A 22,583-nucleotide genomic window follows, 5' to 3' on the forward strand; every position below is an offset into this window, starting at 1 on the left:
GCGGGGCCGGAGGCCGGGGCCGTAGCGGCCGGGCCCGCCCTCTAGGGGCGCCGTTCGACGAGGACCGCGGCCACGTCGTCGTCGAGGGCGCCCGAGCCGTAGTCGGCCAGGTCTTCGTGGAGCAGGGAGGGGAGGCGATCGCCTGGCTCCGCCACCCACTTGGACATCCGCTCCTCCAGGGGGTAGAAGGTGCCGGCGCGGTCGCGGGTCTCGCTGACTCCGTCGGTGAACAGCAGCAGCCGGTCCCCCGGCACGAAGGGAACCTCCTCCACCCGGTGGTGGGCGGGGAGCAGTACGGCCAGGTTGACCGGCAGGGACGGGTCGGCGAACTCGACGGGCCGTACGCGGTTGCCGTGCTGGAGCAGGGGGGCGGGGTGGCCGCAGCTGAGGAGGCGCGCGACGTCGCCGTCGTCGGGGATCTCGAGGAGGACGACGGTGGCGAAGCGTTCGGCCGCGTCGGAGTCGGGGTCCCATGCGCCGTAGCGGTCGAGGCCCTCCTCCAGCCGGGCGGCGAGGGCGGACAGGTCCGGGGCGTCGTAGACCGCCGCGCGGAAGGAGCCGAGCAGCACGGACGCGGTCTCGACCGCGCCGAGCCCCTTGCCCTGGACGTCGCCGAGCATCAGCCGTACGGCGCCGGGCACCTGGACGGCTTCGTAGAAGTCGCCGCCGATCCGGGCCTTGGCGGCGGCGGCGACGTACAGCAGATGGAGGTCGACAGGGCCGAGTCTGGGTGGAAGCGGGCGGAGCACCACCCGTTGGACGACGTCGGCGATGGCGGTGACCTCGCGCAGGTTCCGCTCGTAGCGCACCCTGGCCCGGCTCACCCAGACGGCGACGGCGGTCACTGCTGCCAGAGCCAGTTCGTTGGCCAGGATGACGGGGTAGAACGGCTCACCGCTATCCGCCGCGAGCACCCCTCCGACCACCATGGCGAGCAGACCGATGAGGGCGGTACCCCGGACACTCCAGGTGACGGCGGCGAGGGCGGGCGCGGCGGCGAGGAGCCGGTCGTAGCGTTCCGCGTCGGCGGTGAGGGAGTCGGCAAGCACCGTCAGGATCATGACCAGGACGGGGAGCGCCCGTCCGATGTTGATCTGCGTACGCGACCGGGAGAGGGAGCGGCCGCGGTGATCACCTGAGGGCATTGTGCGATCGTACGCAGTGAGGGCGGCGGGGGCCGGGCTCCGGGACCGGGCGTGTCCGCGCCGGGGGCCGGGCGCAGGCACGAGGCGTGTCCGCGCCGGGCAGGGGGCGTGGCCGGTCAGGACGAGGACACGGGTCCGGCCGCCTCCGGCGCCTTCGCGGGTGCGGCGCGACCGGGCAGCCCGAGTGCGGCCGCCGCGCCGAGCGTCGCGACGGCGGCCAGGGCCAGGAACGTGGTCTGTATAGCGGGCACGAAGCCGGCGCTCGCGTCGAGCGTCATCAGCAGGGTCGCGGTGGCGACACCGAGCGCCGGACCGATGTTCATGGCGGTCTGCTGGAGTCCGCCGGCGACTCCGGCCTCGGCCACCGGCGCCCGGTGTACGACGACGGCGGTGGCGGTGGCCATGACCGTGCCGAACCCGGCGCCCAGCAGGGCGAAGCACGTACCGGTCGGCAACGCCGTCGCCGATGCGTCGAGCCGGGCGAGGAGCAGCACGCCGAGGGCGAGCAGCGCTCCCCCGCCGACCGTCGTACGGCGTGCGCCGAACCGGCGTTGCAGCACGGCCGCCGTCGGTGCGCCGACCACCATCATGACGGCGAGGGGCAGCACCCACAGCGCGCTCGACAACGGGTCGAGTCCGCGGACGTCCTGAAGGAAGTACGTCGCCACGAAGAGCGAGCCGAAGAGGGCCGCCGACACGGCCAGGAGAGTGACGAGCCCCGCCACGACGGGCCGGGACCGCAGGAGGGGCGACGGCACGAGCGGATGGGCGGTGCGTCGTTCGTGTCGGGCGAAGGCCGCTCCGGCCGCGGCGGTGGCGCCGAGGGTGAGCGTGGTCATCGTGGTCCAGCCGGACTCCGGCGCCGCCACGAGCACCTGCACCAGACAGCCCAGGGTGACGGCCAGCAGCACGGCGCCGGGCAGGTCGAGCGAGGCGAGGGAGGCGCCGCTCGGACGCGGCAAGGGTCGAACCGACGCGGGGACCGCGGCCGGGGCGGGGACCGCGAGGGCCAGGACTCCGATCACGACGGCCGGGATCGCGGTGAGTACGAAGACGGACCGCCAGCCGTAACCGGTGACCAGCGCACCGCCGATGAGCGGCCCCGCAGCCGCGGCGAGACCGATCGCGCTGGTGCGCAGGGCGATCGGCATGGCCAGCCGGTCGGGAGGGAAGGCGGCGCGCAGCATTCCCAGCGTGGCCGGCTGCAGGAGTGCCCCGCACACTCCCTGGAGCACGCGAAGGCCGATCACCCAGTCGATCCCGGGGGCGAGCGCGATGCCCGCCGACGCGGCGGCGAAGCCGAGCGTCCCGAGGGCGAAGAGCCGTCGGTGGCCGTAGCGGTCGCCGAGCCGACCTGCGAAGACGAGCAGGCTCGCGACGGCGACGAGATAGCCGGTGCTGGTCCACTGGACCTGGGCGAAGCTCGCGCCGAGGTCGTGCTGGAGGGCCGGCTGCGCGAGGGTGAGCACGGTGCCGTCGAGGGCGACGACGGCGGCGCCGACGACGCTGCAGGCGAGGGTCAGCTGCCGTTGTCGTATCACCGCGTACCTCGCTCGGGGCCGAGGTGGGCGTCGAGGGCGGCCCGGAGCAGCGGCTCCACGTCGTCCGAACGGGAGGCCAGCTGGAGGCTGCCCCAGCCCCAGAGCTGGGCGATGCCGTGCAGGTTCGCCCAGAGCGCGGCGGCCACCACGGCCGGTTCGAGGGCCGGGCCGGTCTCCGGGCGGGCGCGGGCGACGAGCCGGGCGAGGAGGTCGAAGAGCGGCAGGCTGGTCTCGCGCAGCCCGAGCCGCCCGCTTTCCAGCAGGTCGTGGCGGAACATCAACTCGTACATGCCGCGCCGGCCCAGCGCGAAGTCGAGGTAGGCGCGGGCGATGGCGTCCAGTTCGGCACGGGGGCCCTCGGGCGCATCGGGTCCTGCCTCGAGCGCGGCGGTGACGCGGTCCGTGAGCTCGACGAAGCCCTCATGGGCGATGGCCGACAGCAGGTCGAGGTGGGTCGGGAAGTACCGGCGGGGCGCGCCGTGGGAGACCCCGGCGCGCCGGGCGATCTCCCGGAGGGACAGCGCCTGCGCCCCTTCCGCGTGCACCAGCTCGACGCCGGCGTCGATCAGTCGGCCGCGCAGCCCGGCCTCGGTCTCATCAGTCATAGACACTGTCTACCAGGCTGCGTAGACAGTGTCTACCAAGATCGACGGCGATGCGGCGGCCGACCGTCGATCAAGCGCGGGGGGCCTCCGCTACACTGTTCGACAGCGAAGGGGAGTAGCCCTGCGAACCGGTCGTCGACACACTGGAACCCTCGGGTTCCCGGTGGCCGGGTCCATGCGGAAGCGCGGACGGGCGAGACCTTCGGCCAGGCATTCGCCATGTCCGCATCCTGTGGGCGTGGTCCGTCATGCCGGGCCGAGTGGTTCTTCCCGTCGCCCACCGTGGTGCCGTGCGAATCCCGGGCCCGGATCGAGCAGAGAGCCCCCGGTATGCACCTCGACCCCTTGGCGATCCTCACCGCCTTCGGGCTGATCTTCCTCGCCGAGCTTCCCGACAAGACGATGTTCGCGTCCCTGGCCATGGGCACGCGGATGCGTCCGTTGTACGTCTGGTTCGGCACCTCGACCGCGTTCATCGTGCACGTCGCCATCGCCGTGGGCGCCGGCAGCCTCATCGGACTGCTGCCCGACTGGATCGTCAAACTCATCTCGGCCCTGCTGTTCGGCTTCGGCGCGTTCATGCTGCTGCGCGGCGGGGGCGACGACGGCGAGGACGACGCGGGCGGCAGGACGGTGACCGGCTTCTGGCCCGTCTACTCCACCGCGTTCATGGCCGTCTTCATCAGCGAGTGGGGCGATCTGACGCAGATCACCACGGCCAACCTCGCCGCCACGAACGGCACCTGGTCGACGGCGATCGGCTCCGCCGCCGCCCTGATGAGCGTCTCGGCCCTCGCCCTGATCGCGGGCCGCTTCATCGCGAAGCGCGTGCCGTTGAAGACGGTTCAGCGCATCGGCGGTCTGTGCATGGCGGGCCTGGCGATCTGGTCGCTGACCGAGATCTTCGTCGGCTGACCCGGTGACGAGCCGTCCCTCTCACCCGCTCACCCGCTGACGCGCGCCCCGGCCGGTCGACCGCCGACCGGGGCGTGTACCTCACTCGAAGTTCCGGAAGACCCTCTCCGGATCGTGGTGCGCCTCTGCGGCGAAGTCCTCGAAGCCCATGTTGCCGATGGACAGGTTGGCGTGGATGGAGTGGACTCCCGCCGGAACCGTACGGAATCGACTGCCGAACTCGGTCAGCCAGGCGTACTCCTCGTCGTCCTCGCACTCCTCCCGGGTGACCATGGTCACCGCGAGCAGGCCGTGGTGGGCGGACGTCATCGTCGTCGCGTCGGCGAGGAAGACCACGCTCAGGTCCTGGTCGCCGGCCACTGCCGCCACGACCTCGTCCGCGTCCGCCCCGGCCCACGCCGGATCGTCGACCACGAGTGCGGTGAGTTCGACGTCGTCGGCCAGGGCGGCCCGCACCTCCTGCCACGCGCTCTCGTCCGCGTAGTCGGTACGGACGACGAGGGCGTCGAACTCCCCACGGCCGGTCACGGCGGGGCGGGCCCGTGGTGCCAGGACGCGGGGGCGGGCGAAGTCCGTGTTGTCGATGAGGACGTCCATCCTCGGCAGCGGGTCGACCTCGGCGAGGTAGAGGCGCTCCGCCACCAGATAGCGGTCCCGGTGAATCGCCTCCGCGTCCGAACCCGCCCAGTTCTGGTCCCGCACCGCGCCGCGCCGTACCGAGAGTTCGGGGTCCACGTCTAGCCAGACGCGGTAGTCCCAGTAGTCGTCGATCTCGGGCCGGAAGGCGAAGACCCCGTCCACGACGAGCACGGCGTCCGGGGCGAGCGGGGTGCGGTGCGCGGAGTGGTCGACCTGGGTGAGCGGGTCGATGCCGCACAGGGCGCAGGAGTCCGACTCGGGCGACCGGGCAGGGTCCAGGAGCAGACTCCTGACCCGCTCGTAGTCGTACGCGTTGCGGTAGTAGCCCTCGCCGGACTCCCGGTCGTAGAGGTGCCGGTCCTTCCAAGGCTTCTTGAAGTCGTCGAGCGTCGCCCGGAGCACCGGCCGCCCCGCGCCCGCGATCCGTTCGGCCAGCTCGTGCCCGAAGCTCGTCTTGCCGGCTGCGGTGAGTCCGTCGATCCCGACGAGCACCCGACCGTGCCCACGCGTCAGGATCGCCGTCGCTATCTCCTCGACCAGCGCGGCCCGTTCGGCAGAGGCCGGTGCGGGGACCGGCTGCTGCCAGGTCGAGGGTGAGTGGTGGACGTCGGCTCGCTGCGCAGTCATGGGCCGAACCTATCGACAGGGTCCGCACGGGGGGACATCCGGGTGGCGCCGTCGTCGTAACTCCCGGGTGAAGCACCGAACCACAGTGACGCCTACCGCACGACGGCATGCGCGGGCCAGGGCATCGCCCCGGTCCACGACCGGCACCGCATGCGGACGGACCCGCACCACCCCGTCACCACTCCCGGGCGGCCACCAGCTCCTCCGTGTCGGCATCGGCGAATCCATAGGCCGTGGCGACGAACCAGAAGTTCTCGGCGATCTCCTCACGGGCGACTGTCTCGATCTCGCTCCCGGCCTCCAGGAAGTCCTCCTCGAGGGCGTTGAACTCCTCGGTGGCCACCTCGGTGAGCGCGTACAGCGCCGTCAGATCGGCCGGCTGCTCGGCCTCGATCCGCTCGCAGAGCCGCTGCAGGATCGCCTTCCCCTTGTCGACGACGCTGTCCGGGTAGTACCCGTCCTCGTACAGCGCGCGCAGAAACGCGTACTCCGCCACCTGCTGGTTCGTGATGGACATGCGATCCCCTTCAGCTCTCGATCACCGACGAGTCCATCGTTGCCCACACCACTGACAACGGCCTCCGCTCAGAGTTCCTTCGGTCCGTACAGGGCGGCGGACGCGCCTGTCGCGAGGGCCCAGTAGCGGTCACCGTACGACCAGTGCCACCACTCGGTGGGGTAGTTGACGAGCCCGGCACCGGCGAGCGCGGTGCCGAGGATCTCCCGGTTCCGCCGGGCCTCGGCGGTGATCCCGGGGGCGTCCGTGTAGCAGGCCCCGGCGCTCTCCTCCGGGCTCGCGTTCATCCGGGTGCCCAGGTCCAGTTCCCGCCCGTCGTGATCGGCGAGGGTCAGATCGACGGCCGATCCCGCGCTGTGCGGCGCGAGCTCGGGCGGGGAGACATAGCGGCCGGCCGCGGTGTGGACCTCCTGCGCGGGCCAGTCGGGGTGGACGGCGCGCAGTTCGTCGCCGTACTCCGTGAAGTACCGCCGCTGCAGGGACAGCGGGCGATAGCCCTCCACGTACAGCAGTCGCAGTCCGTCGGGCAGCCGTGTCTGGGCCCGGAGCAGCCGGTCGAGGACACCCGCCCGCAGATGGGCGAAGGCGCCCGCGTCGTCCCGCTTGCGCGGCTCGACGAGCAGGGAGCCCTCCTCGCGTACGTCCACGAGCCGTTCGCCGCACTCCTCGACGGGGACGGCGGCGACCTTGGGATCCGACATCAGGATGATCTCACTCATGGACCCGATCATGCCCCCACCCTCCGGGGTCCGATGACGACGGGTCAGTCCGGCCGCTTGCGCAGGGCACCCAGGTAGACCCCGATCAGGATGAGCGGAGTGCCGATGAGCAGCGAGGCTGTGAGGGGTTCGTCGTCAAGCCATGCCGACACCAGGATCGTGACGACGGGGATGACGACGAAGACGTACGCCGCCCGTGACGCGTCCCAACGGTGGACCACGAACAGGAAGAGGACGAAGGTCAGCACGGAGCCCGCCACGACCAGATAGGCCAGCGCCCACCAGGTCGCGGCGCGGTCGGGGAGTCGCCAGGTGTCGCCGGCGGCGAGCGAGGCGGCGAACAGCAGGACGGAAGCAGCGGTCATGCCCACCGCGTTCATCGTGACCGCGTGGACCTTCGGCAGCCGCCGTACGAGCACGGTGGCCTGTGCGAACGCCAGCATGCTGCCCAGGATCGCGAGGAGGGACAGCACGGGCACGCCGCCCTCCAGGGATCCGTGCGAGATGACCGCGACTCCGGCGGTGGCGAAGACGGTGCCGACGGCCGCCATGAGGCGGAAGCGTTCGAGGCGCTGTGCCACCGCGAGCAGCAGGGTCGCGAGCGGGACCAGGGACAGGATGGTCTGGCCGAGTCCGGCGTGGATGCGGACCAGCGCGTAGTACGCGAGCGCGAAGGTCACACCGAAGTTGAGGACGCCGAAGAGGATCGCCCCGGCGAGCGCCCGGCCGCGCGGGACCTCCAGTCGGCGTACGGCCATCACGGCCAGGAGGAGCAGCGAGGCGGCACCGAACCGCACGGCCGCGCCCCAGAGCGGATCGAGTTCACGGTTGCTGAATCGGACGCCCACCGCGTTTCCGCCCGCGAGGACCGCCACGGCCAGGAACGCGGCGAGCGTCACGCGGTCTGAGGCACGCTGCACCAGCCCACCGTAGCCGCGGCGCTTCCCCCGCCCCGAGCGGGACACACCGCCCCGCAGGCCTCCCTCAATGCTGTGCCGCGACCGTCTCGGCGAATGCCCTGAGCAGTGCGTTCTCGGCGGCCGTCGACCAGACGAGGCCGTACTCGACGGGCGGCGCGTCGCGCAGGGGTACGTAGGACACGCCCGGGCGGGGGTGGTAGAGGGCGCCCCGGGCCGAGCCCGGGGAGACTCCGCGGCCGGCGCTCACATGGGAGAGGACCTCCTGCCAGGAGGCGGCCACCGGGCCGCGGGGGACGACCGCGCCGGAGGGGGTACGGGACGGGTAGTGGGCATCCAGCCAGGAGCGGGAGTTGGCACCCGCCGTGGTGACCAGCGGCACGCCGGCGAGGTCGTCGAGTGAGAGGGATTCCCGGCGGGCGAGAGGATGGGCGGCCGGGACGAGGAGGACCCGGGGCTCGGTGGCGAGGACGGGGCCGGTCGTGAGCCCGGGTTCACCGACGGGGAAGGCGGTGAGCAGGATGTCGAGTTCGGCGTCCTGGAGCGGTCGGACCCCGCCGTCGAGCGGCACCTCCCTGATGTGGATCTCGCAGCCGGGGTGGTTCTCGAGGAAGGCATCGGCGGCCCTGGCGAGCAGTTCGCCGCTCCAGGGAGCGCCGAAGCCGGCCCGGAGCGTGCCGTGGACACCGCGGCCGGCGGCCGTGGCACGTTCCAGTGCGGCGAGGATCTGCCGATGGGCGGGGCGCAGGTCGTCGTCGAGGCGGCCGCCGACCGGGGTGAGACGGACGCTGCGGCTGGTGCGCTCGAACAGCGGCGTGCCCACCCGGCGCTCCAGTTTCTTGACGGTCTGGCTGATCCTGCCGGTGGAGACGCCCAGGCGTTCGGCCGTGCGGCCGAAGTGCAGCTCTTCGGCGAGCGTCAGGAACGCCTCCAGTTCGTGCCGTTCAAGCATCGCCCCGGCCCCCATCGTTGAGTTTCGCTAAACGCCGCTTGCATTGTCGCACCTTGATCGGCCCGGTCGGCGGACCGCAGCCTGGGGGCATGAATCCGCTGACCGACGCGGCGCATCGGGCCGCCGCAGCCCGCCCCGGCGCCCGGCCCGTCACCCGGCCGAACGTCCTGGTGATGGCGGTGGCGGGAGCGGTCACCGTCGCCAACATCTACTTCCCCCAACCGCTGCTCGACGCCGTCGCCCGGGGTCTGGGCGTCTCCCAGCACACCGCGGGCCTCGTCTCCTCGGCCGCCCAGCTCGGGTACGCGCTCGGCCTGCTGCTCATCGTCCCTCTCGCCGACACCGCCCGGCTCCGCCGCCTCGCCACCGTGCTGCTCGCGCTGACCAGCGGCGGGCTCCTCGTGGCCGCGGCGGCGCCGAACGCGCTGACCCTCACGGTCGCGACCCTCGCCGTCTCCACCACCACCGTCCTGCCACAGGTCCTCACCCCGGTCGCCGCCGCCCTCGCCGAACCCGGCGACCGTGGGCGGGTCGTGGGGCTCATCGGCCTGGGGCTCACGCTGGGATCGACCGTCTCCCGTACCGTCTCGGGCGCGGCCTCGGACGCCGGCGGGAGCTGGCGTACCGCTTATCTGCTGGCCGCTGCGGCGACGGCGGCCCTGCTCTTCGTCGTGCCCCGAGCCCTCCCCGAACGCGCCGGGCCCGCGAGGGACCGACTGCCGTACCCGCGACTTCTTGCGAGCCTGCCCCGGCTCTTCGTCGAGCACCGGGCGGTGCGGTCCTCAGCACTGACCGGCGCCGCGGTCTTCGCCGCGTTCAGCGTCTTCTGGGCGACCCTCACCTTCCATCTGGCGGCCCCGCCGCTGGGCCTCGGCCCGGGGGTGGCGGGGCTCTTCGGGCTCCTGAGCCTGCCCGGGGCGCTTCTCTCGGCGTACGCGGGACGGCTCACCGACCGCCGCGGAACGGGGGTGGTGAACGCATGGTCGCTGCTCTGTGTGGCGGCCTCCTTCCTCGTCGTCGGGTTCGGCGCGCTCTCCCTCGCGGCACTGGTGATCGGGGCGAATCTGCTGATCCTGGGAACCAGCGCCTGTCAGGTGGCCAATCAGGCGCGGATCTTCGGCCTCGGCACCGAGGTCGCGGCCCGCGTGAACACCGTCTTCATGCTGTCCACGTTCACCGGCGGCGCGATCGGCTCGCTCACCGCGGTGTGGCTGTACGGGGCGTACGGGTGGACGGTGACGATCGTGGCCGCGGCCGGGTTCACGGCCCTGGCCGCCCTCGCGGTCGCCGCGACACGCCATGCTGCCCCGAGTTGCGCACCGGGCGACACGCGCGAGGCTGGGAAGCACGACCCGCGCACCCTCGCAGGGAGAGACGATGCATGATCTCGCGGCCCTCGCCGACGAACACCTGGCCAACGCGCGCACCGCCGCGCACGGCCGGAGCGCCCATGTGGTGGTGCACGACGGGGTGCTCCGGCAGAGCGTGATCGCGCTGGTGTCGGGCACGGCGCTCGACGAGCACAACGCACCACCGGCGGCGAGTCTGCAGGTGCTGCGGGGGCGGGTGCGGCTGACGGCGGCCGGATGGTCCGAGGAGCTGTCGGCGGGCGCGCTCCAGATGATCCCGAAGGAGCGTCACGGGCTCACGGCCCTGGAGGACGCCGTGGTCCTGCTGACCGCCGTCAACGACTAGTCAGGACACAGGCATCTGCTGGACGTCGGCGCCGGCTTCCGGAGCCCCGCCGGGGGCGTCCTGGCCGCCCCACTGCTGGGCGTCCGGCTTGCGCCGGGGGATGAGGAAGGTCGCGAGCATTCCGAGCACCTGCAGCGCGGCGCAGGTGTAGCCGTTGATCCGGACCCCGTAGGACATGGCGTCCCGGGCGGCGTCGGCGGCCGAGGCCGTCTCGGGGTTCCGGCTCAGCCCGGAGATCATCGCGCCCGCGCTGTCGGAGACCGCCGAGGACAGCTCGTCCGCGTCGGGCGTTCCCTGCCGGGCGAGCCGCTCGGACAGGTCGGAGTCCTCGACGTCAGGATCGCGATGCCGAGTGCGGAGCCGAGCTGACGCGCGGCGCTCTGGATTCCGGAGCCCTGGCCGGCCTGCTGCGGCGGAACGTCCGCCGGGACGACGTTGGTGACCTGCGCGGTGGCGAAGCCGGCCCCCATGCCGTCCAGGAACAAGGCGATGGCGATGACCCACCACGGGGAGTCGCTGCTCGCCAGCAGGCCGAACATCAGCAGACCGAGCGCTTCGAGCACCAGGCCGATGCGGACCAGGCCGACGGGGCCGGTCTTCTCGGCCATGCCGAAGCCGGCACCGCTCGCGAAGAAGCTGCCGACCGCGACGACGAAGATCATCAGGCCGGTCTGGAGTACGGAGTACCCCAGGGTGTACTGAAGCCACAGGGGCAGTACGGCGAGGATGCCGAACTCCGCCAGCGCGATGATCAGCGTCGCGACGTTGCCCGTACTGAAGGACTTGATGACCTCCCCGAGAGGGACATGACCCGCTTCGTCCAGAGCCAGCCCGACCGCGGAGACACCCCGGACACCTGGCCCTGCTGGGGCACCGTCCTGATGGAGTGCCCCGCGGCGCTGGTGGCCAAGTGGGCCCCGGGCGCGGCGAGTTTCGAGGCGATCGACGAGCGGATCACCCGGCTACGGATGGGGGCCTGGTCGTGGTCGGCGCTCATCGGCTTCCTGGTCACCTTCGACTGCCGGTTCACCGTCGAGAGCCCGCCCGAACTCGCCGAGGCGGCCCACCGTGTGATGGGCCGCATCGACGTCGACATCCCCCGGGCCGACGCGCGTGCGGCGGCCCCCGCCGACGCGTCCGCCCCGGGGGCGAACCGGCCCTGTGATCGCGCTCGCGCGAGGCAGTAGAGGTCGGAAGCTGACTCGGGTGTCCTCCTCGGCTCAGCCGGCCACCCGGGCGCCGGTCGATTCCGCGACGCGGGCGGCGGTGACCTCCGGCAGGACGGGCGGTTCACCCGTGGTCCATACGGCCCGCACGGACATCCGACTGACGCGCCAGCCCTTGTCGGTGCGTCGGACCTCCCCCTCGTAGACGCCGCCGACCGTGAAGAGGGGATCGACGCCCTCGCCTCGTGCCTGAAGGGTGGAGTCCAGATGGACATGGGTCATATGGGCGTTCCAGCGGACATGGGCCGACCGTCCGCCCGGTTCGGCCCTGACGACGACGTCGGAGGAGACGTGCAGGGTGGCGGCGAACCGGCCGATGGCCTCCTCGACGTGGTGTACCGCGTCGGCTCCCTCGGCCACGCCGAGCGGCGTCGTCGTCCGCAGATCGTCGGTGAAGTAGGCGTCGGCCCAGCCCTTCTCGAACCGCCGCTCGTCCATGTCGCGGAAGAATCCGCTGATGAGAGTGGTGATCTCGAAGTGGTCCTGAAGAATCGTCGTGCTGCTCAGATCGCTCATGCTTCGATCATTCGACCTCGACCACGCTTGAGGTCAAGGGAATCCCGCACCCTTCCACCTCGGACGCTCACACGGTCTCGTTCAGGTCCCGCGCGTAGTGCTCGATGGCCCGGCGGTATCTGTGGACGCCCGGATCGCCGCTGGTGGTCGCCAGCAGATTCAGCAGCAGCTGTGCGGACTCGTGGTGTTCGCCGGTGTTGAACAGCGCCATTGCGAGGAAGGTGCGCAGCGCGCCGTCGTCCGGGAACTCCTCCACCGCGCCGCGCAGGGTGGCGACGGCCTCCTCGTACCGGCCGAGAATGCGGAAGGTGCTTCCGAGACCGAGGAGCGCGCCCCTTCGGTCCCCCTGCGAGAGCCCGGCGCCGGGCGACTTCAGCGAGCGCTGGTAGAAGGGGACGGCCTCGGCCTCCAGACCGAGCACGTCGTGGGCCCAGGCGGTCTGGTACGCGACCTCGGCGTCGTCGGGGTACCGCGCGGCGAGCTCCACGAGGCGGTCCCTGGCCTCTTCCTGCCGGCCCTGCTCGCGCAGTCCTACCGCCTCGGCCAGCCGTCCGTTCCGCTCGTCATCGCTCATGGCGCCATCGTCGCAGGTCGTCCGGGACTGCCGTGCGGCGGCTGCCAGATGACGGATCGCCATACTCCACCCCGGTGGTTGTGGCGGCCGGGCCCATAGAAGGTCCGCGCGGCCCGCACCTAACCTCCCGGCCATCGACCCGACTTGAACGAGCCGCCCGGGAGACCCCATGCGTCCATTCCGTCCGCTCCGCCCACGCGGGCCGCGCCGGCTGACAGCGCTGCTGCTGTTCGCCGCCGCGACTCTCTTCCCCGTCACGACACCTGCGGCCGCCGCCCCCGCCGCGGCCCCCGTCCCCGTGCCGGGCACCCTTCAGCCGTACACGATCGACGCCGTCCACAGCTCCGGGGTGTCGTCGGGCGGCTACATGGCCACCCAGCTCCATGTGGCGTACTCCGGTACGTTCAGCGGCTCGGCGGCCTTCGCCTCGGGGCCGTACAACTGCGCTCAGAACACGCTGAACCTCGCGCTCTACGCCTGCATGGACACGATGCAGAACCTTCAGCTCGCGACGTTGGAGCAGACCACCCGGGACTGGTCGGCCCAGGGACTCGTCGACCCGGTGGCGAACCTGGCGGGCGACCCGGTCTACGTCTTCGGCGGCTCGAACGACACGACGGTCAAGCGGCCGGTGGCGGACGCGCTGGCCGACTACTACGGACGGTTCGGAGCCCGCGTCCAGTACAACCGGAGCACTGCGGCCGGGCACGCCTGGATCAGCCCGCTCGGCCCCAACTCCTGTACGGTCACGCAGACTCCGTGGATCAACAACTGCGGCATCGACGCCGAGCGGGACCTGCTCGGCCATCTGCTGGGCTCCGTGGCCGCGCCCAGCCCGACCCCCGGCGGAAGCCTGATCCAGTTCGACCAGAACGCCTACGCACCCGGTGGCGCGGCGGCGCCTCTCTCGCTGGACGACAAGGGCTTCGTCTATGTGCCGACGTCCTGCGCCGGGGGCGCGACGTGCTCCTTGATGGTGGCACTGCACGGCTGCAAGCAGGGGTACGGATACCAGGGCTTCGGAACCCGGTTCATCGACAACGCGTACCTCAACGAGTACGCCGACACCAACGACATGATCGTGCTGTACCCGCAGGCCGTCCCGACGGCGACACTGGAGAACCCCAACGGCTGCTGGAACTGGTGGGGTTACCTCGGTGACTCCTCGTACGCGCGGCACGGCGGCAAGCAGATCGAGGCGATCATGGGGATGGTGCGTGCGCTGCGCGGCTCCACTCCCCCGCCCGTGACCGACCGGGTGACGTTGTCCAGCGTGGACGCGCAGGACGGCTATGTGAAGGCCGCGGCCGACGGATCGGGTCCGGTGGTGGGCACCCTGGAGGACTCCTCCGGTCTGGCGCTCGGCCGTGGCACCGACGGCAAGCTGAACCGCACGCTGCTCTCCTTCGACACCTCGAAGATCCCCGCGGGCAAGGAGATCACCCGGGCCTATCTGACGGTGAACCGCAGCAGCGGCTCGGGCGATCCCTGGGCCTCCCCGGCGGGCAACAAGCTGCTCGTGGACGTCACGACGGGCTGCTTCGGCGCGTGCTCGGTCGAGCCCGCGGACTGGTCGGCCGCGGCCACGGCGCCGGGCGGGGCGCAGATCGCCTCGTTCTCCTCGGGCTCCGCCTCCTCCACGGATCTGTCGGCGGCGGCGCTGGCGGCCATCGACCGCTCCGGCACGACCCAGGTCCGGCTCCGCTTCGAATCCGCCCAGGCGGCGACGGCGTACCTCTTCGTCAACCAGTCCGCTCCGGTGACGCTGACGGTCGAGTACCGCTGACCCGACCCGCCGGACGGGCGCCCCGCGGGGCATCACCCGTCCGGCGGACAGCTCGGGGGCCACTTCGCGCTCCCCGACAGCCCCGAGCGCCGCATGACCGCGCGGGCGGCGTCCTTCGCGGGCACGGTCCGTCACCGACACCGGCGGGTGGGAAGCGCCGGCTGCTGTTCCAGTGAAGGGAGTAGCCCGGACGTCGACGCACCTGGACGGCACCCGATGACGATGTCTCCCCTCGGTTCCTTCGGTGGACCGGACCCGTTCAACGAGCTCCTCAACCGCTTCTTCGGGATGTCGCCGGCGGCCTCTCCCCCGGCCGTCCAGCGGGTGCCCATCGGCAGGCTGCTGACGGATTCCGCACGCCAACTGCTGGACCGGGCCACCACCCGCGCCGCCGACGACGGCAGCGCCGACCTCGACACCGAGCACCTGCTCTGGGCCTGTACCCAGATCGACCCCGCCCGCGGCCTGCTCGCCCAGGCGGGCGCCGATCCGGACGAGTTGGGCAAGGCGATCGCGGAGGTCCTGCCGGGCGAGAGCAGCGTTCCGTCCGCGGAGCCGGGGCTCACCCCCGCCGCCAAGCGGGTCCTGCTGCGGGCCTACGAGCGCTCGCAGGCGTCGGGGATCTCGTACATCGGCCCCGAGCACATCCTCGGCGCGCTGCTCGACGACCCGAACGGGGCGGCTGCGAAGGTGCTGAGCGGATACGGCACGGATGTCGACGGTCTGCGGTCCACGGCCGACCGGACGATGCGGCCGGAGGGCGCCCCGGCGGCCAGGCCGGAGAGCAGGACGCCCACGCTCGACGAGTACGGCCGGGATCTGACCGAGGAGGCGCGGGCGGGGAAGCTCGACCCGGTGGTGGGGCGGGCGGAGGAGATCGAGCAGACCGTCGAGATCCTCTCCCGCCGCTCGAAGAACAACCCGGTCCTCATCGGCGAGCCGGGCGTCGGCAAGACGGCGATCGTGGAGGGGCTCGCCCAGCGGATCGTGGCGGGCGAGGTGCCGAAGACCCTGGAGGGCAAGCGGGTCATCGCCCTGGACCTGTCCGGGCTCGTCGCCGGGGCGCAGTACCGCGGCCAGTTCGAGGAGCGGCTGAAGAACGTCATCGACGAGGTGAAGGCGGACGCGGACTCGACGGTGCTGTTCATCGACGAGCTGCACACGGTGGTGGGTGCGGGCGCGACCGGTGAGGGCTCGATGGACGCGGGAAACATGCTCAAGCCGGCGCTGGCCCGCGGCGAGCTGCATGTGGTGGGCGCGACGACGATTGACGAGTACCGGCGGTACGTGGAGAAGGACGCGGCGCTGGAGCGGCGCTTCCAGCCCGTGATGATCCCGGAGCCCTCGGTGGAGGAGACGGTCCTGATCCTGGAGGGTCTGCGGGACTCCTACGAGGCCCACCACCAGGTCCGCTACAGCGACGCCGCGCTCGTGGCGGCCGCCGAGCTGTCCGACCGCTATGTCTCCGACCGGTTCCTGCCCGACAAGGCCATCGACCTGCTGGACCAGACGGGTGCCCGGGTGCGGCTGCGTTCGCTGGGCAAGTCGACCGAGGTGGTCGGCCGCGAGGACCGGCTGGCGAAGCTGCGCCGTGAGAAGGACGAGGCCGTCGGCGCCGAGGACTTCGAGAAGGCGAACGAGCTCAAGCAGGAGATCGCCCGTCTGGAGGGCGAGCTGGCGGGGGTCGGGGAGCGGCGCGAGGGTGTGATGGAGGTGACCGCCGACGACATCGCGGAGGTGCTGTCACGGCGTACCGGCATCCCCGTGGCGCAGATGACGCAGAGCGAGAAGGAGAAGCTCCTCAAGCTGGAGGACGCCCTGCACAGCCGGGTGGTGGGTCAGGACGAGGCGGTCACCGCCATCGCCCAGGCCGTGCGCCGCAACCGGGCGGGCATGGGCGACCCGAACCGTCCGGTGGGCTCGTTCCTCTTCCTCGGCCCGACCGGTGTCGGCAAGACCGAACTGGCCAAGGCACTGGCGGAGTTGCTGTTCGGCGACGAGAGCCGCATGGTCCGCTTCGACATGAGCGAGTTCCAGGAGAAGCACACGGTCTCCCGGCTCGTCGGCGCCCCGCCCGGATACGTGGGTCACGAGGAGGCGGGTCAGCTCACGGAGAAGGTGCGCCGGCAGCCGTACAGCGTGCTGCTCTTCGACGAGGTGGAGAAGGCACACCCCGATGTCTTCCACACCCTGCTGCAGGTGCTCGACGACGGGCGCCTGACGGACTCCCAGGGGCGGACGGTCGACTTCCGCCACTGCGTGGTGATCATGACGTCGAACATCGGCGCCCAGCGGATCCTGGCCCATCACGGTGACGTCTCGGAGATCCGGGAGGACCTGAAGAAGGATCTGCGGGCCTACTTCGCGCCCGAGTTCCTCAACCGCATCGACGAGACGATCATCTTCCACGGTCTCGCCGCGGACGATCTCACCCGGATCCTCGACATGCTGCTGCGGCAGAGCGAACGCCGCGTCCGGGCCCAAGGCCTGGAGCTGGAGGTGACGGAGGCGGCGAAGAAGCTGCTCGTCGCCCACGGCCACCAGCCGGAGTTCGGCGCCCGGCCGCTACGCCGCACGATCCAGGCGGAGCTCGACAACAGGATCGCGGACCTGCTCCTCGGCGGTGAGGCCGACCCCGGCGACACGATCGTGGCGGACGTCGTGAACGACGCCCTGGTGTGCCGGGTGAGCAAGCAGGAGGCCGGCTCGGCGGCCGCGTGACCCCCTCAGCCCGCGGGGCACGGAAGTGACGTCTCCCCTTCCGGCCCCGCGGCCCATGCCGTCGACCTTTCCGGCCTGCGGCCCCACGCTGTCGCCCTTTCCGGCCTGCGACCCCAAGCCGTCGCCCCGTGCCATCCGCGTGCTCACTCGCCGCGCAGCGCCTCCGAGATGGTGAGGCGCGCGGCGCGGCGGGCGGGGATCAGGGCACCGAGGACGGCGAGCGTGACGCCGGCCAGGCCGAGCAGGACGAGGGTCGGGGTGGCCCAGACGTCGAGAACCGAGTTCGGCAGCGTCACCAGCGCTGCCTCGGCCACGAGCGGTACCACCACCCGGTGGGCGACCATGCCGAGCGGTACGCCGATCAGGCCGCCGATCGCCCCGAGCGCCGCCATCGACGTCACCACCATGGCGATCACCTGACGCGGGGTCATCCCGATCGCCTTGAGCATCCCCATGTCCCTGCGTCGCTCCCTGGTGTTGAGGACGACGGTGTTGAAGACGCCGAGCGCCGCGACCATGCCGAGCATCAGGGACAGGGCCGTGGAGAGGCTGATGACGGCGACCGTGAAGGAAGCGGGTTCGTTGAGGATGGGGTACAGACCGGGGCCCGCCGCCTTGTCCACCGCGGCCGCGTACATCTCCGCCGTGGTCCCGGGGTCGAGCTTGATGTGGTAGCGGTACTGGTGGGTCTGCGGCCGGTGGTTCGCGTCGAGCCGGGTCAGTGTCTCCCTGTCGAGCAACAGCCTGTTCGGCTCATGGTTCATCAGTGAGCCGACGACGGTCACCTCGGTCCTCTTCCCTTCCAGGACCAGGGTCAGCCGGTCGCCCACCTTCCCGCCGGTCTGCTTCAGGAACTCCGAGGCCACGACGGTCTCCCCGGGGCCCTTCAGCCACCGCCCGTCGACGAGCTGTTTGTCGTAGCCGAGCTTGGCGTGGTCGCCGCGGAGGAAGAACCCGTCGACGGCGTCCGTGCGTCCGGCCAGGGTGAGGGCGACAATGAGGTCGGGCGTGACCTCGGCCGCGCCCGGCACGGAGCGCAGCAGCGCCTCCATCTCGGCGTCGCTCCGTTCCTTCGCCGTCTCCTCGCCGAAGAAGGGGTTCGCCGGCCTCATGGTGAGATCGACGTCCTCCTGCGAAGCCTCGGACACCTTGACGACGGTGTCGGCGAGGCCGCTCGCGAAAGTCACCGTCAGCACACCGAGCACGATCGCGGAGAGCGTCAGTACGGTGCGACCGGGCCTGGCCAGCGGGAGACCGAGGCCCAGGCTGACCGCTCGCGGCAGCCGCGTCCCGCCCAGCAGGCGCTGGATCCGCAGCCCGTGGCCGGTCCGACGCGGGGCGCTGCCGGCACTGATCGCCTCGGTCGCGGAGAGCCGACGGGCCCGCAGCGCCGGGACGAGCGCGGCGAGGAGCACCACGAGCGGCATCCCGATCAGGGCGGCGAGCTCCACCCGGAGGCTGATCCCCTCGATGCGCAGACCGGTTCCCTGGAAGGCGCCGGACAGCAGCGGGCGGGCGGCGAGGTCGCCGAGGGCGGTGCCGAGCAGACAGCCGACCACGGCCGGCACGGACACCATCAGCAGGTGGACGGCCGTGACCTGACCGGGCGTGAACCCCAAGGCCTTGAGCACACCGATGTGCCGGAAGCCGGAGACCACGGCGCCGCTCACCACGTTAGCCACGATCAGTACGGCGACCGCGAGGCCGAGGAGTCCGAAGACCAGGAGGAACGGCACGTACGAGCCGGGGCCGGACGCCACGTCCCGCTGGATGGTGAGGTACGTGTGCGAGGCGAGCAGGGAGTCGGACGGCAGGCCGGCACCGACGGTGGCGAGCCCTGCCGCCACGTCGGCGTCCGTCGCGTGGTCGGTGAAGCGGTAGAGCATCTCGCTCATGGTGGGGCCGAGCTCGTCGATCTGGTCCGGTGAGACCCAGCCGTCGGCGCTGTTGCTCAAGCTGTGCGCGTAGCCGACGACGGTGAGGGCCGGCAGGCCGGGCACCTTGATCGTGTCGCCGAGCGGAAAGCCGGGGTGCTCCGCCTCGAAGGGCAGCAGGGCGGCCGCGGGCCGGGAGTCGTTGACGACGATCTCACCGGGAGCGGTGGCCCAGCGCCCCTTCCACAGGTCGACCTGGTCCACGTCCCCGCCGGGCCCGGAGCGGCCCACCACGTTGAAGGGGCCCACGTAGCGGGGCTGGTTTCCTGCGGGGACCTGGAGGACGGCCAGCGGGTACGGGCCGGCGGCCGCCTCGACGCCGTGCGCCCCGGACGCCTCGGTCAGCCGCGCGTCCGTGACCTCGGCCGCGTCGTACGCGGCGACGGCGTGTGCCCCGCGCTGCTGGGCGAAGCCCTTGTCGAAGGGCCCGGAGGCCGCATCGAGGAGGCCGAGGGCCACCACGATCGTGGCGGTGGAGAAGAGGACGACGAGGCCGATGACGAAGGTCTGCAGTCGGCGGCGCCGGACGGCCGCGCGCGAGGCGCGCCACACCGCGCTCATGCCGTGCGCTCCACGCCGCGCTCGCCGGCCACACGGCCGTCGACCATGTCGACGATCCGGCCGGCGCAGCGCGCCGCCATCCGCTCGTCGTGGGTGACCATGAGCAGGGTCTGCCCGATCTGGTTGAGGTCGAGGAGCAGATCCATGATCTGTTCGCCTGCCCGGGTGTCGACGGCGCCGGTCGGCTCGTCCGCGAGGAGCAGCGCGGGCCGGTTCATCAGGGCGCGGGCGACCGCGACACGCTGGCGTTCGCCGCCGCTGAGCACCGCCGGGTAGGCGCCCCGGCGGTCGGCGATACCGAGTTCGTCGAGGAGTTCCAGGGCCCGGCGGCGGGCCTGCGCGGCCGGCGTGCCGGTGAGCTGCGCGGCGAGGGCCACATTGTCGAGGGCGGGCAGGTCGTCGAGCAGGTTGAAGAACTGGAAGACCATGCCGATGCGGCGCCGCCGGAAGAGGGCCAGTTGCTTCTCGTTCATGCCGGTGAGCTCGTCGCCGTGGACGAACACGCTCCCGGAGGTGGGCCGGTCGAGTCCGGCGACCATGTTGAGCAGGGTGGACTTGCCGCACCCCGAGGGCCCCATGACGGCGACGGCCTCGCCGCTGCGGATCTCCAGCGAGACGCCGTCCAGGGCGCTGGTCTCTCCGAACTCCTTGCGTACGCCGTCGAGTCGCACGACGATCTGGTCGGTCCGGCCGGTGCCGGTCTCTATGTCCGTGGTCATGCCAGGAAAGCTACGGTCCGGGTCCCGGGCGGGGCATCACTCCCCCGAGGTATCCGCGGAGCCGCGTCATCCTGGGGATGTATGCGGCTGCATCCCCCGTACTGATGCGGATGACCTGGCGTTCTGCAAGGGTGAACCCCGTGGGTGGATCATGGGTGGGGTGGTGGGCGGCCGGTGCGGTGGCGGCGCTCGGGGCCGTCGCGGGATGGCTGGCGGTGGCGTTGGTACGGGCCCGGCGGCTGCAGCGCAGGACGCTGGAGGACCGTCGACGGCTGCTCGAACGGGAGCGGGAGAGCGCGGCCCGAATCGCGGTCGAGGAGGAACGCGCCCGGATCGCCCGCGAGTTGCACGACGTCGTCAGCCACAATGTGGCGCTGATGGTGGTGCAGGCGAGCGCGGCCCGCGAGGTGCTGGCCACGCTGCCCGAGGAGGCGGCGACGGCGATGGAGGCCGTCGAGTCGGCGGGCCGGGACACGATGACCGAGCTGCGTCATCTGCTCGGACTGCTCGCGCCCTCGCCGAGTGGTGAGGACGCGCCGTACGCTGCCGAACTCTCCCCGCTCGCTCCGCAGCCGGGTCTGGGCAGGCTCGGTCCGCTGGTCGACCGGATCGCCTTCGCGGGGCTGCCGGTCGAGGTGCGGATCTCGGGCGAGCCGCGGTCGCTGCCGACCGGGGTGGAGGTGACGGCGTACCGGATCGTGCAGGAGGCGCTGACGAACGCGCTCAGGCACGGTGACGGGGTGAAGGCGGAGGTGTCGGTGCGATACGGGGAGCGGTACGTGCGGGTGGAGGTGCTGAACAGCGGGCCGAGCGTGCTGTCCGGCGACGCCGCGCCGAAGCTGTCGCTCCGTGACCACGGCGGTGCGGGCCGCGGGTTGATCGGGCTGCGCGAGCGGGTCGCGGTGTACGGCGGGGAGCTGGACGCCCGGCGACGGCTCGGTGGCGGATACCGCGTCCGGGCCCGGATCCCGCTGGACGGCGCGTGACGGCCGCGGGCACGGCTCCATCCCCTCGGGCGCCTCGGGTACTCATCGCCGACGACCAGGCTCTGATCCGTACCGGCTTCCGGCTGATCCTGACGACTCGCGGCATCGAGGTCGTCGGGGAGGCGTCCGACGGGGCCGAGGCGGTGGCAGCGGCGCGGCGACTGCGCCCGGACGTGGTCCTGATGGACATCCGGATGCCGGGGATGGACGGTCTGGAGGCCACGCGGAGGATCCTGGCCGAGTCGCCGCGCCGCAAGGTGCTGATGCTGACGACCTTCGACCTGGACCGGTATGTGTACGCGGCGCTGGCCATGGGTGCGAGCGGGTTTCTGCTGAAGGACGTGACGCCGGAGCATCTGGCGGCGTCCGTACGGCTGGTGGACACGGGCGACGCGCTGCTGGCGCCGTCGATCACCCGCCGTCTGGTGGAGCGCTTCGCGAGCGGCGACCGAGTGTCGGGGGCGGGCGGCGACGCGCCCGCGGTTCACCGTGATCTGGCGGCGCTGACGCCCCGGGAGCGGGAGGTGCTCACGCTGATGGGGCGCGGGCTCTCCAACATGGAGCTGGCCGAGAGGCTGACGCTGAGCGAGGCGACCGTGAAGACCCATGTGGCCCGGATCTTCGCGAAGCTGACGCTGCGGGACCGGGCCCAGGCGGTGGTCCTCGCGTACGAGACGGGCCTGGTCACCCCGGGCGGCGCGATGGAGGGCTGACGGGCCGGAGATCAGGAGGACTTGGTCCATTCGAGGGTCACCCGCAGGTTCGCGCTGCTGCTGCCCTTGACGATGAGTGCGGTCAGGCCGCCCGCGTCCAGGCCCAGTTCGCAGCCGAACTCCACCGTCGCCCGGTCCGGCGCCGCCTGGTGCAGCGCATGGCTGAGCTGGCCTGCGAAGGAGGACAGGGCGCGGGTGACCCCGGAGAGGTCGGGCACACGGTCGCCCAGGCCCTCCAGCTCCGAGTCGGGACCGAGTCGCTCCGCCTCCACGTAGAGCACGGCGCCTTCGACCTCGACCTTGGTGACGTCCCGCATCACGGATCCCTCCGAGGGTGGGTGGCGAGCAGAGCGCCAGTATCACCGAGCGGTGGCCGGAGCCCGGGCAACAGGGCTCCCGAGGCGTGGCGGGGCGATCTTGGGGTACGTCGGGGTGCGGCGGCGTCTGTGAGGACACTCCCGCCGTCGTGGGGAGGGGCGGGCGCACCCGCGGTGCCGACACGGGGTGCCGCCCGTCGGGGATGGTCTCGTTCGATCCCCCGGCGGCCGGCCCCCCGACCGCCGGACAGGGGCACG

General features: G+C 72.0%; 23 protein-coding genes. 8 read left to right on the plus strand and 15 right to left on the minus strand.

Annotated features, from left to right (window positions below):
- Positions 1-41: 41 nt before the first annotated feature.
- The 3 genes from ACZ561_RS09840 to ACZ561_RS09850 all read right to left on the minus strand — a co-directional run bounded on the left by ACZ561_RS09840 (position 42) and on the right by ACZ561_RS09850 (position 3,291).
- Positions 42-1,145 carry a PP2C family protein-serine/threonine phosphatase gene (locus ACZ561_RS09840; RefSeq protein WP_470991721.1) on the minus strand — a complete coding sequence of 368 codons (1,104 nt, stop codon included), beginning with the start codon at positions 1,143-1,145 and terminating at the stop codon, positions 42-44.
- Between the two features lie 116 nt (positions 1,146-1,261).
- Positions 1,262-2,686: an MFS transporter gene (locus tag ACZ561_RS09845; protein ID WP_470991724.1), complete on the minus strand. Its 1,425-nt coding sequence runs from the start codon at positions 2,684-2,686 to the stop codon at positions 1,262-1,264.
- The gene (locus tag ACZ561_RS09850) at positions 2,683-3,291 is read right to left on the minus strand and encodes a TetR/AcrR family transcriptional regulator (protein WP_470991727.1); all 609 of its coding nucleotides are present in this window, start codon (positions 3,289-3,291) and stop codon (positions 2,683-2,685) included. The genes ACZ561_RS09845 and ACZ561_RS09850 overlap by 4 nt, the downstream gene beginning before the upstream one ends.
- 330 nt (positions 3,292-3,621) lie before the next feature.
- Here ACZ561_RS09850 and ACZ561_RS09855 point away from each other — a divergent pair, with 330 nt between their 5' ends.
- Positions 3,622-4,206, plus strand: coding sequence for a TMEM165/GDT1 family protein (locus tag ACZ561_RS09855; RefSeq protein WP_470991730.1), 585 nt, complete (start codon positions 3,622-3,624; stop codon positions 4,204-4,206).
- A gap of 81 nt (positions 4,207-4,287) precedes the next feature.
- Here the strand turns inward: ACZ561_RS09855 and ACZ561_RS09860 are convergent, their stop codons facing one another.
- From ACZ561_RS09860 to ACZ561_RS09880, 5 genes are all read right to left on the minus strand, one after another.
- Positions 4,288-5,472, minus strand: coding sequence for a DUF6924 domain-containing protein (locus tag ACZ561_RS09860; protein ID WP_470991733.1), 1,185 nt, complete (start codon positions 5,470-5,472; stop codon positions 4,288-4,290).
- 175 nt (positions 5,473-5,647) lie between these two features.
- Positions 5,648-5,989, minus strand: coding sequence for a DUF5713 family protein (locus ACZ561_RS09865; protein WP_470991736.1), 342 nt, complete (start codon positions 5,987-5,989; stop codon positions 5,648-5,650).
- 68 nt (positions 5,990-6,057) lie between these two features.
- Positions 6,058-6,708 carry a M15 family metallopeptidase gene (locus ACZ561_RS09870; RefSeq protein WP_470991739.1) on the minus strand — a complete coding sequence of 217 codons (651 nt, stop codon included), beginning with the start codon at positions 6,706-6,708 and terminating at the stop codon, positions 6,058-6,060.
- Between the two features lie 44 nt (positions 6,709-6,752).
- Positions 6,753-7,628 (minus strand): DMT family transporter, encoded by an 876-nt coding sequence (locus tag ACZ561_RS09875; protein WP_470991742.1) that lies wholly within the window; start codon positions 7,626-7,628, stop codon positions 6,753-6,755.
- A 64-nt stretch (positions 7,629-7,692) separates the two neighbouring features.
- Positions 7,693-8,577: a LysR family transcriptional regulator gene (locus ACZ561_RS09880; RefSeq protein WP_470991745.1), complete on the minus strand. Its 885-nt coding sequence runs from the start codon at positions 8,575-8,577 to the stop codon at positions 7,693-7,695.
- Positions 8,578-8,666: 89 nt separating this feature from the next.
- On the opposite strand from ACZ561_RS09880, the gene ACZ561_RS09885 reads away from it, so the two are divergent.
- On the plus strand, positions 8,667-9,962 hold the full coding sequence (locus ACZ561_RS09885; RefSeq protein WP_470991748.1) for an MFS transporter: 1,296 nt from the start codon (positions 8,667-8,669) through the stop codon (positions 9,960-9,962).
- Entirely contained in the window at positions 9,955-10,272 is a 318-nt protein-coding gene (locus tag ACZ561_RS09890) for a cupin domain-containing protein (RefSeq protein ID WP_376434037.1), read from the plus strand. Before ACZ561_RS09885 ends, ACZ561_RS09890 begins: the two co-directional genes overlap by 8 nt.
- On the opposite strand, the gene ACZ561_RS09895 is transcribed toward ACZ561_RS09890, so the two are convergent.
- Both ACZ561_RS09895 and ACZ561_RS09900 read right to left on the minus strand, forming a co-directional pair.
- The gene (locus tag ACZ561_RS09895; protein ID WP_470991751.1) at positions 10,273-10,512 is read right to left on the minus strand and encodes a hypothetical protein; all 240 of its coding nucleotides are present in this window, start codon (positions 10,510-10,512) and stop codon (positions 10,273-10,275) included. It lies immediately after the preceding gene.
- Positions 10,509-11,102, minus strand: a complete 594-nt coding sequence (locus ACZ561_RS09900) for an MFS transporter (protein WP_470992951.1) — start codon at positions 11,100-11,102, stop codon at positions 10,509-10,511. The genes ACZ561_RS09895 and ACZ561_RS09900 overlap by 4 nt, the downstream gene beginning before the upstream one ends.
- On the opposite strand from ACZ561_RS09900, the gene ACZ561_RS09905 reads away from it, so the two are divergent.
- Positions 11,079-11,459 carry a hypothetical protein gene (locus tag ACZ561_RS09905; RefSeq protein ID WP_470991754.1) on the plus strand — a complete coding sequence of 127 codons (381 nt, stop codon included), beginning with the start codon at positions 11,079-11,081 and terminating at the stop codon, positions 11,457-11,459. The genes ACZ561_RS09900 and ACZ561_RS09905 overlap by 24 nt on opposite strands.
- A 33-nt stretch (positions 11,460-11,492) precedes the next feature.
- Here ACZ561_RS09905 and ACZ561_RS09910 read toward each other — a convergent pair whose 3' ends face one another.
- On the minus strand, positions 11,493-12,014 hold the full coding sequence (locus ACZ561_RS09910; protein WP_470991757.1) for a nuclear transport factor 2 family protein: 522 nt from the start codon (positions 12,012-12,014) through the stop codon (positions 11,493-11,495).
- A 67-nt stretch (positions 12,015-12,081) separates the two neighbouring features.
- A complete protein-coding gene (locus tag ACZ561_RS09915; RefSeq protein WP_470991760.1) occupies positions 12,082-12,588 on the minus strand; it encodes a tetratricopeptide repeat protein in 507 nt (168 codons plus the stop codon).
- Positions 12,589-12,757: 169 nt separating this feature from the next.
- On the opposite strand from ACZ561_RS09915, the gene ACZ561_RS09920 reads away from it, so the two are divergent.
- Together ACZ561_RS09920 and ACZ561_RS09925 are read left to right on the plus strand one after the other, a co-directional pair.
- On the plus strand, positions 12,758-14,374 hold the full coding sequence (locus tag ACZ561_RS09920) for an extracellular catalytic domain type 2 short-chain-length polyhydroxyalkanoate depolymerase (RefSeq protein ID WP_470991763.1): 1,617 nt from the start codon (positions 12,758-12,760) through the stop codon (positions 14,372-14,374).
- Between the two features lie 216 nt (positions 14,375-14,590).
- Complete coding sequence (locus ACZ561_RS09925; protein ID WP_470991766.1) at positions 14,591-17,095, plus strand: ATP-dependent Clp protease ATP-binding subunit; 2,505 nt, start codon at positions 14,591-14,593, stop codon at positions 17,093-17,095.
- A 143-nt stretch (positions 17,096-17,238) separates the two neighbouring features.
- Here ACZ561_RS09925 and ACZ561_RS09930 read toward each other — a convergent pair whose 3' ends face one another.
- Both ACZ561_RS09930 and ACZ561_RS09935 read right to left on the minus strand, forming a co-directional pair.
- Complete coding sequence (locus ACZ561_RS09930; RefSeq protein ID WP_470991769.1) at positions 17,239-19,590, minus strand: FtsX-like permease family protein; 2,352 nt, start codon at positions 19,588-19,590, stop codon at positions 17,239-17,241.
- Positions 19,587-20,309 carry an ABC transporter ATP-binding protein gene (locus ACZ561_RS09935; RefSeq protein ID WP_470991772.1) on the minus strand — a complete coding sequence of 241 codons (723 nt, stop codon included), beginning with the start codon at positions 20,307-20,309 and terminating at the stop codon, positions 19,587-19,589. The genes ACZ561_RS09930 and ACZ561_RS09935 overlap by 4 nt, the downstream gene beginning before the upstream one ends.
- A gap of 140 nt (positions 20,310-20,449) precedes the next feature.
- Between ACZ561_RS09935 and ACZ561_RS09940 the strand changes: the two genes are divergently transcribed.
- Positions 20,450-21,295, plus strand: coding sequence for a sensor histidine kinase (locus tag ACZ561_RS09940; protein WP_470991775.1), 846 nt, complete (start codon positions 20,450-20,452; stop codon positions 21,293-21,295).
- Positions 21,292-22,008 (plus strand): response regulator, encoded by a 717-nt coding sequence (locus ACZ561_RS09945; protein WP_470991778.1) that lies wholly within the window; start codon positions 21,292-21,294, stop codon positions 22,006-22,008. Before ACZ561_RS09940 ends, ACZ561_RS09945 begins: the two co-directional genes overlap by 4 nt.
- A gap of 11 nt (positions 22,009-22,019) precedes the next feature.
- Here the strand turns inward: ACZ561_RS09945 and ACZ561_RS09950 are convergent, their stop codons facing one another.
- Complete coding sequence (locus ACZ561_RS09950; protein ID WP_362358037.1) at positions 22,020-22,325, minus strand: CU044_2847 family protein; 306 nt, start codon at positions 22,323-22,325, stop codon at positions 22,020-22,022.
- Between the last annotated feature and the right edge of the window lie 258 nt (positions 22,326-22,583).

The organism is Streptomyces sp. NPDC039609, from assembly GCF_055596705.1.